15 protein-coding genes are annotated in these 15,788 nt (G+C 67.1%); 10 read left to right on the forward strand and 5 right to left on the reverse strand.

Features of this window, described 5'->3' with window-relative positions:
• The first annotated feature begins 39 nt into the window (after positions 1-39).
• Entirely contained in the window at positions 40-1,551 is a 1,512-nt protein-coding gene (locus M2336_RS04120; RefSeq protein ID WP_264574079.1) for a YifB family Mg chelatase-like AAA ATPase, read from the forward strand.
• 22 nt (positions 1,552-1,573) lie between these two features.
• Here M2336_RS04120 and M2336_RS04125 read toward each other — a convergent pair whose 3' ends face one another.
• Both M2336_RS04125 and M2336_RS04130 read right to left on the reverse strand, forming a co-directional pair.
• Positions 1,574-2,863, reverse strand: coding sequence for a dipeptidase (locus M2336_RS04125; protein ID WP_264592570.1), 1,290 nt, complete (start codon positions 2,861-2,863; stop codon positions 1,574-1,576).
• Between the two features lie 94 nt (positions 2,864-2,957).
• The gene (locus tag M2336_RS04130) at positions 2,958-3,797 is read right to left on the reverse strand and encodes a diacylglycerol/lipid kinase family protein (protein WP_264592571.1); all 840 of its coding nucleotides are present in this window, start codon (positions 3,795-3,797) and stop codon (positions 2,958-2,960) included.
• Positions 3,798-3,988: 191 nt separating this feature from the next.
• On the opposite strand from M2336_RS04130, the gene M2336_RS04135 reads away from it, so the two are divergent.
• The 7 genes from M2336_RS04135 to M2336_RS04165 all read left to right on the forward strand — a co-directional run bounded on the left by M2336_RS04135 (position 3,989) and on the right by M2336_RS04165 (position 11,694).
• Positions 3,989-4,774 (forward strand): succinate dehydrogenase iron-sulfur subunit, encoded by a 786-nt coding sequence (locus tag M2336_RS04135; RefSeq protein WP_264571563.1) that lies wholly within the window; start codon positions 3,989-3,991, stop codon positions 4,772-4,774.
• Positions 4,775-4,815: 41 nt separating this feature from the next.
• Positions 4,816-5,280 (forward strand): GFA family protein, encoded by a 465-nt coding sequence (locus M2336_RS04140; protein ID WP_181560956.1) that lies wholly within the window; start codon positions 4,816-4,818, stop codon positions 5,278-5,280.
• Entirely contained in the window at positions 5,277-6,395 is a 1,119-nt protein-coding gene (zapE, locus tag M2336_RS04145) for a cell division protein ZapE (RefSeq protein ID WP_264592572.1), read from the forward strand. Before M2336_RS04140 ends, zapE begins: the two co-directional genes overlap by 4 nt.
• A gap of 85 nt (positions 6,396-6,480) precedes the next feature.
• The gene (locus M2336_RS04150; protein WP_264592573.1) at positions 6,481-8,148 is read left to right on the forward strand and encodes a hypothetical protein; all 1,668 of its coding nucleotides are present in this window, start codon (positions 6,481-6,483) and stop codon (positions 8,146-8,148) included.
• Positions 8,145-9,278 carry a glycosyltransferase family 2 protein gene (locus M2336_RS04155; RefSeq protein ID WP_319801638.1) on the forward strand — a complete coding sequence of 378 codons (1,134 nt, stop codon included), beginning with the start codon at positions 8,145-8,147 and terminating at the stop codon, positions 9,276-9,278. Before M2336_RS04150 ends, M2336_RS04155 begins: the two co-directional genes overlap by 4 nt.
• Positions 9,279-9,398: 120 nt before the next feature.
• Entirely contained in the window at positions 9,399-11,294 is a 1,896-nt protein-coding gene (sppA, locus tag M2336_RS04160) for a signal peptide peptidase SppA (RefSeq protein ID WP_413715984.1), read from the forward strand.
• A 1-nt stretch (position 11,295) separates the two neighbouring features.
• A complete protein-coding gene (locus tag M2336_RS04165; RefSeq protein ID WP_264592574.1) occupies positions 11,296-11,694 on the forward strand; it encodes a GFA family protein in 399 nt (132 codons plus the stop codon).
• On the opposite strand, the gene M2336_RS04170 is transcribed toward M2336_RS04165, so the two are convergent.
• Positions 11,670-12,335, reverse strand: a complete 666-nt coding sequence (locus M2336_RS04170; RefSeq protein WP_264592575.1) for a trimeric intracellular cation channel family protein — start codon at positions 12,333-12,335, stop codon at positions 11,670-11,672. The two genes, M2336_RS04165 and M2336_RS04170, sit on opposite strands and share 25 nt — an antisense overlap.
• A 131-nt stretch (positions 12,336-12,466) precedes the next feature.
• Between M2336_RS04170 and M2336_RS04175 the strand changes: the two genes are divergently transcribed.
• Complete coding sequence (locus tag M2336_RS04175) at positions 12,467-13,045, forward strand: NADPH-dependent FMN reductase (protein WP_264574090.1); 579 nt, start codon at positions 12,467-12,469, stop codon at positions 13,043-13,045.
• A gap of 2 nt (positions 13,046-13,047) precedes the next feature.
• On the opposite strand, the gene M2336_RS04180 is transcribed toward M2336_RS04175, so the two are convergent.
• Positions 13,048-13,725 carry a YggS family pyridoxal phosphate-dependent enzyme gene (locus M2336_RS04180; protein ID WP_264574091.1) on the reverse strand — a complete coding sequence of 226 codons (678 nt, stop codon included), beginning with the start codon at positions 13,723-13,725 and terminating at the stop codon, positions 13,048-13,050.
• 94 nt (positions 13,726-13,819) lie between these two features.
• Here M2336_RS04180 and M2336_RS04185 point away from each other — a divergent pair, with 94 nt between their 5' ends.
• Positions 13,820-14,356, forward strand: a complete 537-nt coding sequence (locus tag M2336_RS04185; protein ID WP_264574092.1) for a thiamine phosphate synthase — start codon at positions 13,820-13,822, stop codon at positions 14,354-14,356.
• Here M2336_RS04185 and M2336_RS04190 read toward each other — a convergent pair.
• The gene (locus M2336_RS04190; RefSeq protein ID WP_264574093.1) at positions 14,349-15,644 is read right to left on the reverse strand and encodes an SGNH/GDSL hydrolase family protein; all 1,296 of its coding nucleotides are present in this window, start codon (positions 15,642-15,644) and stop codon (positions 14,349-14,351) included. The genes M2336_RS04185 and M2336_RS04190 overlap by 8 nt on opposite strands.
• Between the last annotated feature and the right edge of the window lie 144 nt (positions 15,645-15,788).

The raw sequence follows: 15,788 nt of genomic DNA on the forward strand, positions 1-15,788 counted from the left end.
CCGACATAGACAGGGAGGGGAACAAAGAGGGGGCAAGTCTTGGTTGCGACGGTGGAAACGGTGGCGTTTCTCGGGCTGGAGGCACGGCCGGTCGAGGTGCAGTGCCAGCTTGTCTCCGGCTTGCCGAACTTCATCGTCGTCGGGCTGGCGGACAAGGCCGTGGCGGAAAGCCGCGAGCGCGTGCGCAATGCCATCGCCGCCATCGGCCTCTCGCTGCCTCCCAAGCGCATCACGGTCAATCTCTCACCGGCGGACCTGCCCAAGGAAGGCTCGCATTACGATCTGCCGATCGCGCTGGCCCTGCTGGGGGCGATGGGCGTCGTCGATGCCGAGCAACTGGCCGATCATCTCGTCGTGGGTGAGCTGGGGCTGGACGGGCGCATCGCGCCGGTGCCGGGCGTGCTGCTGGCCGCGCTCCATGCGGCGCAGGCGGACAAGACGCTGATCTGCCCGGCGGCGCAGGGGTCGGAGGCTGCCTGGGCAGGCTCCGAAGGCGTGCTGGCTGCGCCGGATCTGCTCGGTCTCATCAATCATCTCAAGGGCGCGACGGTGCTGCCGCGCCCGGCGCCCGGCACTGTCGAACCGCCTGTGCCGGGGCCGGATCTGCGGCAAGTGAAGGGCCAGGAGGTCGCCAAGCGAGCGCTGGAGATCACGGCGGCCGGTGGCCATAATCTGGTGATGGTCGGGCCGCCAGGAGCCGGCAAATCGCTGATGGCGAGCTGCCTGCCGGGCATATTGCCGCCGCTGACCCCGGCCGAAGCGCTGGAAGTCTCCATGGTCGCATCCGTGGCCGGCACGCTCTCGGGCGGGCGGATCAGCCAGAACCGCCCCTATCGCGCGCCGCATCACAGTGCCTCCATGGCGGCGCTGGTCGGGGGCGGGCTGCGGGTGAAGCCGGGGGAAGTCAGCCTCGCGCATCTGGGCGTGCTGTTTCTGGACGAGCTGCCCGAATTTCAGCGCGCGGTGCTGGATAGTTTGCGGCAGCCGCTGGAGACGGGCGAGGTCAGCGTCGCGCGCGCCAATGCGCATGTGACCTTCCCGGCGCGGGTCCAGCTGATTGCCGCGATGAATCCTTGCCGCTGCGGGCATCTCGCCGATCCCGCTTTGGCCTGCTCGCGGGCGCCACGCTGTGCGGGGGATTATCAGGCGAAGGTTTCGGGACCGCTGCTGGACCGGATCGATCTGCATGTGGAGGTCGGCGCGGTTTCCGCGGCGGATCTGCTGCTCCCGCCCCCGGTCGAGGGATCGGCGGAGGTTGCCGCCCGCGTCGCGCAGGCCCGGGCACGCCAGACGGCGCGCGCGGCATCAAGCGGTGGCGCGCGCACCAATGCGGAACTGACTGGCGATGCGCTGGATGCCCATGCCGCGCCGGACGCGCCGGGCCGCGATCTTCTCGCGCAGGCTGCCGCCGCGATGAAGCTGAGCGCGCGGGGCTATACCCGCGTGCTCAGGGTCGCCCGCACCATTGCCGATCTGGCAGGCGCGGAGACCGTGGGGCGGGCGCATGTGGCGGAAGCGCTGAGTTACAGGCGGCGCGCGCCTGTGAATTGAGGGGGTGAATTGAGGGGATGGCTTAGCCCTTCGGCGCGGCGTCCATCGCCTCGCGCGTGCCGGTGGCGGGTGGTTCGTCCTTCAGGGAGGCGGCGACCTTCTCGGCCTGTTCCATGACGCGCAGGATGTTGCCGCCGGCCAGCTTGGCGATATTGGCATCGCTCCAGCCGCGTTTCATCAGCTCCAGCAGCAGTGGCGGATAGCTTTCAACGCCGGTCATGCCGTCCGGCAGGGCCGGCAGCCCATCATAATCGCCCCCAAGGCCGACATGATCATAGCCGGCGACCCTGGCGATATGATCGATATGGTCGGCGACCATCTGCACCGTCACGCGCGGCTCGGGATTGGCGGCGAGCCAGGCTTCCATGGCGGCCTTCGCCCGGTCCGGCTGGCCGATATAGAGGCCGTTGAGCGGCGGCTGGTTGTAGAGCGCGCGCTGGGCGCCCTGCTGCACGCCCCACACCCGGCGCGGCTCCGAAATATAATTGGGCGCGAAGGCGACCATGACGATGCCGCCGGTGCGCGCGACCTCCTTGAGCACCTTGTCCGAGACGTTGCGAGGATGATCGCACAGCGCCCGTGCGCTGGAATGGGAGAAGATGACCGGCGCGCGGCTCGCGGCGATCGCGTCCAGCATCGTGTCCTCGTTCACATGGCTGAGATCGACCAGCATGTTCAGCCGGTTCATCTCACGCACCACCGCCACGCCGAACGGGGTGAGCCCGCCATGGGCCGGATCGTCGGTGGCGCTGTCCGCCCAGGCAATGGTGCGGCTGTGCGTCAGGGTGAGGTAGCCCACGCCCAGCTCGGCATAAGCGCGCAGGACCGAGAAGCTCTCGTCGATCTGGCCGCCGCCTTCCGCGCCGATCAGCGAGGCGATCCGCCCGGCCTTGTGCGCGGCCCGGACCTGCGCGGCGGTGCGCGTGAGCGTGAACTCGGCCGGGTAGCGGCGCACGATGGATTTCACGAGGTCGATCTGTTCCAGCGTCTTCTTGACCTGTTCCAGCGGCGGCAGCGTCGCGGGGACATAGACGGACCAGAACTGACCGCCGACCATGCCCTGCCGAAGCCGGGAGATGTCCGTATCGAAATCCTCTGTGTTCAGCCGGGTCAGATCCACCGACCAGCGCGCATCGCCATCATGGCCGGCGATGGCGCCGGGCCAGTCATTATGCCCGTCGATCAGCGGCGTGGCGGCGAGCACTTTCTTGAGGCGCGGCAGATTGGGATCGGCGGGATCGGCCGGTTCGGCCAGCGCGGTGGTCGCGGAGAAAGCCAGAGCGGCGGTGAGCAGGCGCGTGAGCATGGACATGGCTGCATTTCAGCATGTCCGTGGGCTGGTGGGAAGGGCCCGGCGTGGCGCTGGAGGGGGAGAAATGTCGTACGGCGGGCGGCGGCGCTATGGCTCAGCGCCAGCCTGCGTCCCCCTGTGCGGCGAAGAAGCGCACGCCCGACTGGGCGCTGCGGAGGTTGAAGGGCGCCTTGGTGGTCGCCTTCTCGCCATCGACGAGCAGGTCCAGCGTCTTGCCGGCGCTTTCTATCTCCAGATGATCGGCGGTGCCGAGTGATTCGGAGGGCCCATTGCGGAAATCGCCCGAGAGCCAGGCCCAGCCATGCGCGAACAACTCGCCGGCATTACGGGCGAGCACGCCATAGGCATGCAAGCCCTGCTTGGCCGGCTCGACGAAGATCGCGGGATAATCGCGCGGATCGCCGACGAGGGAGACGGCCGGGGCCTCGAAGGTGGCGGTGATGGCCTCCGGCACCTTTTCCGCCAGCGCGGCGAGATCATGATTGCGCAGCGCCTCGCGCACATTGCCCCACGCGGCCGTGGGGCCGACGATGATGCCCGTATAGGCGGTGATCTCGTCTGCCTCGATCACCGGCACGGCCATCACGGTCCCCTTGTCCGCCAGATAGGCCTTGGCGATGGCGAGCGGATCGAGATTGCCGTGGAGCCGGTGGGCCAGCAGGTTCATCGTGCCGCCGGGCAGCGCGAGCAGGGTGCCATCCCAGCCGGCGAGCGCCTGCGCGGTGGAGGCGAGCGAGCCATCCCCGCCGAGAATGATGACGAGGCCAATGCCGCGCTCACGGGCCTGCGCGGCGTCTGGGAGCGGGCCGTCGTCGATGGGCCGGGCGGTGCCGATGGGTCGTCCGGCCTGCGCGAACGCGGCCTGGATCGCGGACACCAGCGCAGGATCGCATGTGCCGCTGCGCTCATTATAGATGAAGAGGGAGTCGCTCATTGTGACCGTCATGCTCGCCGGGAACGTCTGGCGGGGTGTTTGGATGCAGGATGGCAGCGGTGACAAGCAATTTCGCGTGGCCTCCGCTCGGTGCTTGAGCCGCGCGGACACACGCGCTAGGACGCCGCATTGCTTTTATTGCGGCGCGGCATCAAGCGCCCGATCAGCCAGCAGGCGGCAGGAAACAGACGATGGCCGAATTCTCCCTCCCCGCAAACAGCGTCGTTCGCAAGAACGGGACCGTGCACAAGGCGCAGGACGGCGCCACGAACGTCAAGAAGTTCAAGGTCTATCGCTACGATCCGGATAGCGGCGAGAACCCCCGCTACGACACGTTCGAGATCGATCTCGATAAATGCGGGCCGATGGTGCTCGACGCCCTCATCAAGATGAAGGGCGAGCAGGATTCGTCGCTGACCTTCCGCCGCTCCTGCCGCGAGGGCATTTGCGGCTCCTGCTCGATGAATATCAACGGCAAGAACGGCCTCGCCTGCACGACCGCGATCGAGGACTGCAAGGGCGAGGTCCGCATCACGCCGCTGCCGCATATGGACGTGATCAAGGATCTCGTGCCGGACTTCACGCATTTCTATGCGCAATACAGCTCGATCAAGCCCTGGCTGCAGACCGTCACCCCGCCGCCGAGCGGCAAGGAGCGGCTGCAGAGCCCGGAGGATCGCGAGAAGCTGGATGGGCTCTACGAGTGCATCCTGTGCGCCTGCTGCTCCTCCAGCTGCCCGAGCTACTGGTGGAATTCCGATCGCTTCCTTGGCCCGGCGATCCTGCTCCAGGCCTATCGCTGGCTGGCCGACTCGCGCGACGAGATGACCGGTGAGCGGCTCGATGATCTGGAAGATCCCTTCCGCCTCTATCGTTGCCACACCATCATGAACTGCGCCAATGTGTGCCCCAAGGGCCTGTCGCCCGCCAAGGCCATTGCCGAGACGCGAAAGATGATGGTCGAACGCGCGATTTGACGTCACAGTCGACCGAGACAACGACAATTCGGAGATCGGCGATGGTGAAGGAAGGCGAAGTTCTGGATGGCGGCTGCTTGTGCGGAGAGCTCCGCTACAAGCTGACCGGGCCGACGCTGTGGGTGTCCCAATGCTGCTGCAAGGATTGCCAGAAGGCGACCGGCACCGGCCACACCACGATCATCGGCATCCATAACAGCCAGCTCGCCATCGAGGGCACGCCCAAGACCTATACCAACCATGGCGATACCGGCGGGGATGTGACGCGGCATTTCTGCGGAACATGCGGCGGGCGGATTTTCACCTCCGGCACGCTGCCGGGCGAGTTCATCATGGTGCAGGCCGGGTCTCTCGATGAGCCCGACCGCGTGTCGCCGCAAAGCGTCATCTACATGAAGGATGCCGTGGCCTGGGACTATTTCGACCCGGCGCTGCCCAAATATGAGATCATGCAGCCGCGCGTGCAGCACAGCGCCCCGGCGGAGGCCTCCCCGCGCGACGCATGAGTGGCCTGCTCTCCTGTTATGACGACCTTATCGCCGCTGGAGAGCTGAAACCCGATCCGGATCAGCGCGCTGCCGCGATCCGGCTCGACCGGCTGCAGCAGGAGCTGGAAGCCGCGCCGAAGAAAGGCTCCGTACTCTGGCGGATGCTCCGCAAGGCGCCCGAGCCGATCCGCGGCGTGTACCTCTGGGGTGGCGTCGGGCGCGGCAAGTCCATGCTGATGGACCTGATGCGCGATTGCCTGGATGGCCCCGCCAAGCGCCGCATCCACTTCCACGAGTTCATGCTCGATGTGCATGCGCGGCTGAGGGCGGTGCGCGAGAGCGAGAGCGGCGACCCGATTGCGCCCGTCGCCGCGCAACTCGCGGCCGAGGCCAAGGTGCTGCTGTTCGATGAAATGGTGGTCAACAATATGGCGGATGCCGCCATCATGTCCCGCCTGTTCACCGCGCTGTTCGATGCCGGGGTGACGCTGGTCGCCACCTCCAACCGCGCGCCGGACGATCTCTACAAGGATGGGCTCAATCGCGAGCTGTTCCTGCCCTTTATCGATCTGCTCAAGGCGCGTCTCGACGTGGTGCCGCTGAACGGGCCGACCGATTATCGGCTGGATCGGCTGGGCGGCATGGACATCTGGCATGTCCCCAATGGCGATGAGACCACCGCCAAGCTGCGCGAAATCTTCTTCCGCCTGACGGACTATCCGCCTGAAGACAGCGCCAATGTGCCGAGCGAGGAACTGAGCGTCGGCGGCGGGCGCAGCCTGCATGTGCCCAAGAGCCTCAAGGGCGTGGCGGTGTTTTCATTCAAGCGCCTGTGCGGAGAAGCACGCGGCGCGGCGGATTATCTCGCCATTGCGCGGCGCTTCCACAGCGTCATCATTGTCGGCATTCCGGTGCTCGGCCCGGAAAATCGCAACGAGGCCGCGCGCTTCGTCACGCTGATCGACGCCCTGTACGAGCATAAGGTCAAGCTGATCGCCGGTGCGGACGCCCTGCCGCAGCATCTCTATCCGCGGGGGGATGGCAAGTTCGAGTTCGAGCGGACGGTCTCCCGCCTGATGGAAATGCAGTCGCTGGAGTATCTCGCGCTCGGCCATGGCGCGCACGCCAGTTGACGTAAAATTAGGCTGCCGGTGCTAGCGGCTGGCGGAATGATGATCTGATATGCGGGCCGGCGGGCCTGTGGGACGTGGGGAATCAATGAAGCAGGGGTCCAGCGGTGCAGGACGGCTTTGGCTTGCGGCCACGCCCGTCCTCGTGATTTTTGCCATTGCGGCATTCCTCTTCGCGCGTGTCCAGAATATCTGGATCGACGAGACGACCCAGCTTTCCGGCGTCACCCTCGCGCCGGGCGCGCTGCTCTCCTGGCTGGCCGGCGGCTATGATGCCGGGTTCGGCGTACCGGATGACCGGATGCCGCCGCTCAGCTACTTTATCGATATGATCGGCTGGCACCTGTGGGGCGCCAATGAGCTGGCGTTCCGGCTTTATCATGCGGCGATCACCGCCGGCGGCATCCTGATCCTGATGCGCGCGCTGGCGTCTCGCTACGGGTCGCGCGCGGCCCTGATTGCCGGGCTGCTGCTGGTGCTTTCCCCCCGGCTGGTCTCGATGGCCGTCGAAATCCGCGCCTATCCCATCCTTCTCGCGATCAGCTGTGGGCAGGCGGCGATGGTGATTCGCGGCGACGTGGCGCAAAGCGTGCGGCGGCTGGGCCTGTTCGTGCTGCTCGGCGTGCTGAGCGGCTACACGCATTTCTTCGGCCTCGTCGCGACATCGGCCTATACGCTGGCGATCTTCATCGATGCGCGGACCGTGCGCGGCGCGGTGCGGGTGGTGCTGGCCTATGCGCTGCTGTTGCTGCTGTGGGCAGGACTTGCGCCCTTCGTTCTGGGTGCGGCCAATCTGAGTTCGCCGGCACCCGGCTCCGCCGCGCCGGCCGGCGGGGTCGGTCTGGGCGACATCGCGGCCTTTCTGGCGCAGATGCTGGTGAGTGGCGCGACTTTAGTCGATCTGCCGGTGGCCGCCTTGTGCTTTGCGGGGGGCGCTATCCTTTTGCTCATCGCCGCAGTCGGCCTTGGCGGGCAGGCCGCCACACGCGGAACAGCCATCCGGCATGATCCGGTCATCGGCCTGATCCTCGCGCTGGCTGCGGGCACGATCGTGACCATCGCGGCGGCGCTGCTGGTCTCGCAATTCGATGCGCTCGCGCCGCGCTATAATATCTGGATGCTGGCGCCGCTCGCGGTGATCCTCGCGCTCGCCGCTGACGGGGCCATCGCGAGGCGCGGGCGGGTCGCCGACTGGGTTCGCCACGCGGGCACCGCCCTTCTGGTCATCGGTAGCGCGGCGGCGCTGGTCATGTTCCTGGTGCGGGCCGACTGGTTCATCCACGGGCCTTCGCGCACGCTGGAGTCCATGGTGGCCAAGGCGGAGAAGCCGCTCGCCGTGCTGCATGTCGGCGATGCCTGGGCATGGGCCTATTTCCCGCTCTATCGCACCCATCGCGACGATCTGCCGCAATGGCTGCTGACGGCGGACGGGCGATCCGCGATTCGGATCACGCGCGGCGGCGATCCGGGTGGGCCGCCGCAGCCGCTGACGGCGCTGGCCGACCGCGCGACATTGCTGGTCAGCCATGTCGAACTCAAAAGCCACAATGACCTGCGCGCCGTGGCGCGGGGTGAGACGCCCCCGCCGGCGAGGGATTTGGTCCCCGCCCTGACGGCGGCCGGATGGCGCCCGGCGGAAACAATCGATCGTCCCGGTAATTTCGCCTTCACCGGTACGCTGTACCATCATCCCGACCCTGCATCAGCGCCGACCCGTCAACCCGCCGCGCCAGCCATTGAGGACCTTTCCGAGTGACCATCCAGATCATGACAGACGCTCCGGTCGCGGCGCAGATGCTTCCGGCCGAGCTTGCGATCGTCGTTCCGACCTTCAACGAAGCGCAGAATGTGGCCCTGCTCGCCGATCTGGTCGACAAGGCCCTGCCCGGCGTCGCCTGGGAGCTGGTGTTCGTGGACGATAATTCGCCCGACGATACCTCCGGCAAGGTGCGGGCGCTGGCTCAGCGCGATCCACGCGTGCGCATTCTCCATCGCTTTGGGCGCCGGGGCCTGTCGAGCGCCTGCGTCGAGGGCATTCTTGCGACATCCGCCCCTTATGTGGCGATCATGGATGCCGATCTTCAGCACGATGAGAGCGTGCTCAAGACCATGTTCGAGCGGATCAGGGCGGATGATGTCGATCTGGTGGTGGGTAGCCGCTATGTCGAAGGCGGTGGCATGGGCGACTGGAGCGAGAGCCGCCAGCGGATGAGCCAGTTCGCCACCAAGCTGGCGCTCAAGCTGACCAAGACGCCGATTTCCGACCCGATGAGCGGCTTCATGATGATGCGGCGGGATGCCTTCATGCGCTCGCTGCCCAATCTCTCGACCGTGGGCTTCAAGATCCTGCTGGATATCGCGGCCAGCGCACCCACGCCGCTGCGGGTTGCGGAAGTGCCCTACACCTTCCGCACGCGCCAGTTCGGCGAGAGCAAGCTCGATAGCCTGGTGCTGTGGGAATATGTGCAGCTGCTCATGGACAAGGCGGTGGGCCATATCGTGCCCGTCCGCTTCCTGAGCTTCGCCATGGTTGGCGGCACGGGCGTGGTCGTCCACTTTGCGGTGCTGACGCTGCTGTTTGTGGCGCTGGGGGTCAGCTTCGCGGCGGCGCAGACCGCAGCGACGCTCGTCGCCATCACCAGCAACTTCCTGCTCAACAACATGTTCACCTACCGCGACCAGCGCCTGCAGGGCTGGGGATTGCTGCGCGGCTGGATCACCTTCAACCTCGTCTGTGCCTTCGGTGCTGCGGCCAATATCGGCGTGGCGGACTGGCTGTTCGTCAACAAGGCCTATTGGGCCCTGTCCGCACTGGCCGGAATCATGGTCAGCGTCGTGTGGAACTACGTCATGTCCGCCTTCTTCACCTGGAAGAAGAAGGGCTGACGACCAATCAAGCATGATGCGCCCCGGCGGTTCGCAATCGCCGGGGCGTTTTGCATCTGACGGGAACGTGCATCGGGCAGGAAGATGCGCTAGCGAAGCGGCAAAGGAGCCGCCAACGTGCTGAGTCTTGTGAAAACTGCCTGGAAAATCATGATGGGGGTGAAGGACGCGCTGGTCCTGCTCTTCCTCATCCTCTTCTTCGCGATGCTCTACGCCGGCCTCAAGGCCGCGCGGATGGAAGAGAGCTTTCCGGCCAGTGGTGCGCTCTATCTTGCGCTGGACAGGCCGATCGTCGAGCAGCCCCGGCCGATCGATCAATATGCGATGGTCGCGGGCACCGGCGGGTCGGGCGAGTATCGCCTGCGCGACGTGGTGCGCGCCATCGAGGCGGCGGCCGGCGACAGCGCGATCAAGGCCGTGGTGCTCGATCTGGATGGCTTTGGCGGCGGCGGTCAGGTCGCGATGCAGCGCGTGGGCGAGGCGCTGGACAAGGTGCGCGCCGCGGGCAAGCCGGTGCTCACCCGCGCCTCTTATTATGACGATGCCAGCTACATGCTGGCCGCCCATGCCAGCGAAGTGTGGCTCGATCCGCTCGGCATGGTCGGGGTGACCGGGCCGGGCGGGAGCAATCTCTACTTCAAGGGCCTGATCGACCGGCTGGGGGTGAAGGCGCATGTCTACCGCGTCGGCAGCTTCAAGAGCGCGGTGGAGCCCTATACGCAGGCCGAACAGTCGCCCGAGGCGCGTGCCGCCAATGAGGCGCTGGTAACGGCGATCTGGTCCGACTGGCTGGAACATGTGGGCAAGGCGCGTCCGGCGGCGCGGGTGCGGGATTATCTGGCCGATCCGCTGGCGCTGCTGCGCGCCAATGGCGGTGATACGGCCAAGGCGGCGCAGGCGGCAGGGCTGGTCGACAAGCTCGGCGATCCGGTGACGTTCGGCAATCATGTCGCCGAAATCGTCGGGGAGGCGAGCGATCCGCGGCCGGGCGATTACGCCGCCATCCCGTTCGAGGGCTATTTGCGCAAGCACAAGGAAGGCAGCGGCGGGCAGGTCGGCGTCGTCACCGTGGCCGGAGAAATCGTGGATGGCGAAGCGGCGCCGGGGCAAGCCGGGGGCACCAGCGTCGCCAGCCTCATCAACGATGCGGTGGCCGAGGATTCGGTGAAGGCACTGGTGCTGCGCGTCGATTCGCCCGGCGGATCGGCGGCGGCGGCGGAGGAAATTCGCCTCGCCCTGGCGCAGGCGCGGGCCAAGGGCTTGCCGATCGTCGTCTCGATGGGCAATGTCGCGGCCAGCGGCGGCTATTGGGTCAGTACGGCCAGCGACATGATCTTTGCCGAGCCGGCGACGATCACCGGGTCGATCGGCGTGTTCGGCATATTGCCGAGCTTCGAGGATGCGCTCGCCAAGGTCGGCATCACCAGCGATGGCGTGAAAGCGACGCCGCTCTCCGGCGAGCCGGACGTGATCGGTGGGGTGAGCCCCGAGTTCAACGCGCTGGCGCAAGCGAGCGTGGAGGATATCTACGGCAAGTTCATCGGTCTGGTCGCCAGCAACCGCAAGATGACGCCGCAGCGCGTCAACGAGATCGCGCAGGGCCGGGTGTGGGCCGGCGGCATGGCGCATCAGCTCAAGCTGGTCGACCGCTTCGGCGGGCTGGAAGAGGCCGTGGCGGAAGCCGCGCGGCGCGCCAAGCTGAGCGGTGACGCCGCAAGCGCGCGCTATTTCGACCCGGAGCCGGATTCGCTCGCGCAGTTTCTCGGCATGTTCCTGAGCGGGGAGACTAGAGCGCCCGCCATCACCGCCCCGCGCGATCTGCTGAGCTATGCGGCGCGGCAGCAGCGGCAGATTGCCGTGCGTATCATGCGTGATCTGAAGGGGCTGGTGGAAGGCCCGTCGATCCGCGCGGACTGCCTGGAATGCCGCGCCTTTACGCCGGCCAGCGCCATGACGTCGGGCGAGCAGGCAGGCTGGCTCGGCATCCTCGTTGGCGCTGCCCAGCGGCCGCTCTGAAATGGCGGCCGCGATCACCGGCGGTTGCCTGTGCGGCGCTTGCCGCTATGCGACCGATACGGCGCCGATCAACATTCGCGCCTGTCATTGCCGGCTCTGCCAAAAGGCGACCGGCGCACCGCTTTATGCGCGGGTGCTGGTGCTGCTCGATGCCGTCCGTATCGAAGGCCCGGTGGGATGGCATCACAGCTCGGCGGCGTTGCGACGCGGCTTCTGCACCGCGTGCGGAACCACATTGTTCTCGGAGCGCGCCTCGGCCAATGTGATCGGCCTTGCCATTGGCAGCCTGGATGAACCCGAGCGCTACCCGCCGACCGAGCATATCTGGACCTCAAGCGGGCTGAGCTGGCTGACATCGGCCGATGATCTGCCGCATTATCCCGAGGGGCCACCTGCCTGATCCGGGCTGATGCTGGCGCGATAATGCGGGAGCGCAAGGCCGCGCACGATGGCAACGGCGCGCAGGATGAAGCCGGCGATCACCGCCAGCACGGCGGCCCAAGGGGCGGCCATGCCGATGCTGGCGAGCAGGGCATAGAGGCCTGCCGACAGGGCGGCGGCGGTCACATAGATTTCCGGGCGCAGCACGATAGAGGGGTGGCCGGCCAGCAGATCGCGGATAATGCCGCCCACACAGGCCGTGATGATGCCCATGAGCGCGCTGATGAAGGGCGGGATGTCCAGGCTCATGGCCTTGGCGGTGCCGAACACGGCGAAGGCGACCAGCCCCACGGCGTCCAGCCAGTCGAGCGCGCGCTCGCTCCACCAGCGCTCGGGCGTCATCCATACCACCAGCGATGCACCGAGGCAGATGAGCGCGGGGCGCACATCGTGAATCCAGAAGACGGGCGCGCCGATCAGCAGATCGCGCACCGTGCCGCCGCCTACGCCGGTGGCGATGGCGAAGAAGGCGAAGGTGACGAGCGTCTGGCCCAGCCGCGCCGCCGCCAGCGCGCCCGAGGCCGCAAAGACGAAGATGCCGACCAGCCCCATGGCGGAGAGCAGCGCATCGACGGGTACGGGCAGATCCTGCGGTGTCATGCGCCTTCCTTAGCGCAGATCGGCGGGCTTTCCATCTCTGCTCCCCCCTTTGCTGCTCCGGCGTTTCGCCCGTCGCGCAGGATGGGACAGGCTGCTAGGCTCGCATCATCATTGCCACGGAGCCTGACAATATGAGCCTTTCGCTTCTCGTCTTCTATGGATCCTATCGGGAGGCGCGCGCCGGCATAAGGCTTGCGGACTATTGCGTGCGCATGCTGTCCGAACGGGGCCATGCAGTGGAGCTGATCGATGCGCGGGCGGTCGGCCTGCCGATGCTGGACAAGCGCCTCTCCGATTATGCGCCCGGTACTGCCCCTGCCGAGATGACGGCGCTGGCCGACAAGATCAGCGCGGCCGATGGGTTCGTGTTCGTCACCGGCGAGTATAATTCCGGTCTGCAGCCGGGCCTCAAGAATCTCATCGACCATTATTATCAGGAATGGCGTCGGCGGCCGGCCGGCATTGTCAGCTATTCGGCAGGGCGGATGGCGGGCGCGCGCTCCAGCTACGCCTGGCACCCGACGCTGACGACGCTGGGCATCGCCGTGATTCCCGCCAGCGTGGCAGTCGGTGGGATCACGGACAGTCTCGATGCGGCCGGCGAACCGAGCGGCGCGGGCGGCGCGGCGCTGGTGCGCAGCTGCACCGGCTTTGCGGACGAGCTGGAATGGTGGGCCGGCGCGGTGAAGGCGCAGCGCAAGCCGGGCTGACGTCAGACGGCGTCGCGGGTACCGAACAAAGCGGTGCCCACGCGCACATGGGTGGCGCCGAGCATCACCGCCGTCTCATAATCGCCGGACATGCCCATGGAGCGGCCCGGCAGTCCATGATCGCGGGCCAGCTTGTCGAGCAGGGCGAAATAGGGCGCGGCTTCGACCTCAGCGGGGGGCACGCACATCAGCCCGACGACCGGCAGGTCCGCCGCACGCGCCTGCTCCAGCAAGGCCGGCACATCGGCGATGGCGCAGCCGCCCTTCTGCTCTTCCTCGCCGATATTGACCTGCAGGAAGCAGTCCGGCCGGCGGCCCGCCTTGTCCATGGCCTTGGCCAGCGCCGCGATCAGCGAGGCGCGGTCGACGCCATGAATGGCATCGAACAGGGCGACGGCATCCTCCGCCTTGTTGGACTGAAGCTGGCCGACAAGGTGGAGGCGGATATCGGGATAAGCCTCGCGCAGCGCCGGCCATTTGGCCTGCGCTTCCTGAACGCGGTTTTCGCCGAACACGCGCTGCCCGGCCTCGATGAGCGGGCGCACCGCCTCAGCCGGATGCGTCTTGCTGACGGCGATCAGCGTCACGGACCCCGCAGGACGACTTGCGACGCGCTCGACCCTGCTGATGCTGTCCCGCACATGCGCCAACCGGCTCTCGGCCGTGCCCTCAGCGCTCATTTGATTATTTTGCCCATTCATCGGCGCCGCTATAAAAGGCGCGATGCACGCAGGCCAAGGCAAATCGCGCACTCCCCTGCCAACCCTGTGGCTGATGAGCGACGAGCGCGTTGCGACGGACGATCTGCTGCGCGCCATCGCGCGTCTGCCGCGCCATTCGGCCATTGTGCTGCGCCATTATCGCCTCGACCCCATCGCACGGCGGGCCTTGTTCAATCAGGTGCGGCGGGCAGCGCGCAAGCGCCATTGCCGCATTCTGCTGGCCGGCGATGCGGACATGGCCCGGCACTGGGGGGCAGATGGCCATCATGGTCCGGCGCGGGGGCCGCGCGACTCGCGCTGGCTGCATAGCGCGCCGGCGCACAGCCATAGGGAAGCGTTGGCCGCGCAGGGCGCCGGTGCGGACGTTGTGCTGCTCTCGCCGCTGTTTCGCACGCGTTCGCACCCCGGCGCGCGACCACTCGGCCCTGCACGCTTTGCGGCGCTCGCGCGGCTTGCGACCCTGCCGGTGATCGCGCTTGGCGGGGTCCACCCGCGCCACGCCGCCCTGGTGCGGCGCCTTGGGGCTGTGGGTTATGCCGCTATCGACGGGTTGACGCCCAGACGTGGCCCGCGCGGTGGCGCTATTTGAACAGCGAGAGATCGATGGACGCGGCCAGCGCCTCATAACCCGCGTCGGTGCCGTGCAGGAAGTCGCCCATATGATAGCCGGGCCGCATCTGCTGGGGATTGGCCGGGTCCGCAAAGGCGACGTCGAAATCCAGCCAGGCATCGAAGATCGTACCGGAGCGGATGGCGGCATTGATGCCTTGCCGCACGGTCTCGGCCTCCGGCGTCCAGTAGGTCGCGCCCTTATAGGGGGCGATCGTCGCGCCGACCGCCGTGATGCCGCGCGCCCGTGCGCGCTCGGCGATCTGGCGATAGCCTTCCAGCATCGTCTCCAGCGTTACCTTGGTGCCATCGGCGAGGACATTGGGCCGGCCAGCCTGCTGGGCCATGCGCTCGGCGCCAAAGGCGATGCCAAGATCGTTCACGCCCTCGAACACGATCAGATAGCGGATGCCGGGCAGGGCGAGAATGTCGCGGTCCAGACGGGCCAGGGCGCTATCGCCAAAGCCATCGCTGAGCACGCGGTTGCCGCTGATGCCCTGATTGGCGATGCCCCACTTGCCGGGATTCGCCGCCAGCAGACGGGCGGCGAGGAAGTCCGGCCAGCGCCGGTTCGCACCGGGCGTGGAGCCGATGCCATCGGTGATCGAATCGGCCAGCATGGCAATCGTCCCGGCACCGTCCTGCGCATCGATCTCCACGGCGGCGAGGAAGGGGCGGTGCGGACCTTGCTGCACAGGCTCGAAGGGCTTGCCGAGATAATTGCCGGGCGGCGAGACGCGCAGCGTATCCAGCCCGCTTTCATGGCAGGTGCAGGGGCCGGTATCGCCCGGCACATAGATCTGCACGGAGAGGCGGGCGAGATCCGGCACGGGCATATCGACCGTGTCGCTCAGCAACGGTGCGCGCGCCGGGATGCGGGCTGTCGCCGCGCCGCCGAAGCGCAGCATCCGCGCCGAGCCCGGCACTTCGGCGCCTTGTGGATCGAGCAGGGCGATGCGCACCCCGCCGATCTCCAGCGGCTTTTCGCCATAGGCATTGGTCAAGCGCAGCCGCAGTGCCGTGCCGCCGGCCGCGATGCGAAGCGTCTGCACCAGCGTCTGATTATTATAGCTTCTCGGCGCCATCAGTGGGCCAAGATCCGTGCGGGGCCGGACGGGCGCGGCGGACCAGCTGGTGATCCAGTCCGCCCGCGCGGGGGCTGCCGAGAGAAGTAGGCCGAGGGCCATGGCGGCGATGCCCGTCGTGCGTCCGAGCCGGCTTTTTTCGGCGTGATCGCGACGATGATGGGCGATCTGATTTATGCGCATAGTCCCTCTCCCCGTTGCGGTGCCATCTGAAGGCCTGCACTGCGGTGCTGCCTTGTGGGGCGCCGCTGTGTCAATCATCGAGACGGAAGAACCACAGCACTTGCGGGCGCGACTCATCGCGTTCGCAAACGAGAGGTCAGCGCA

Source organism: Sphingobium sp. B1D7B (assembly GCF_025961965.1).
In the GTDB taxonomy this organism is placed as follows: Bacteria; Pseudomonadota; Alphaproteobacteria; order Sphingomonadales; family Sphingomonadaceae; genus Sphingobium.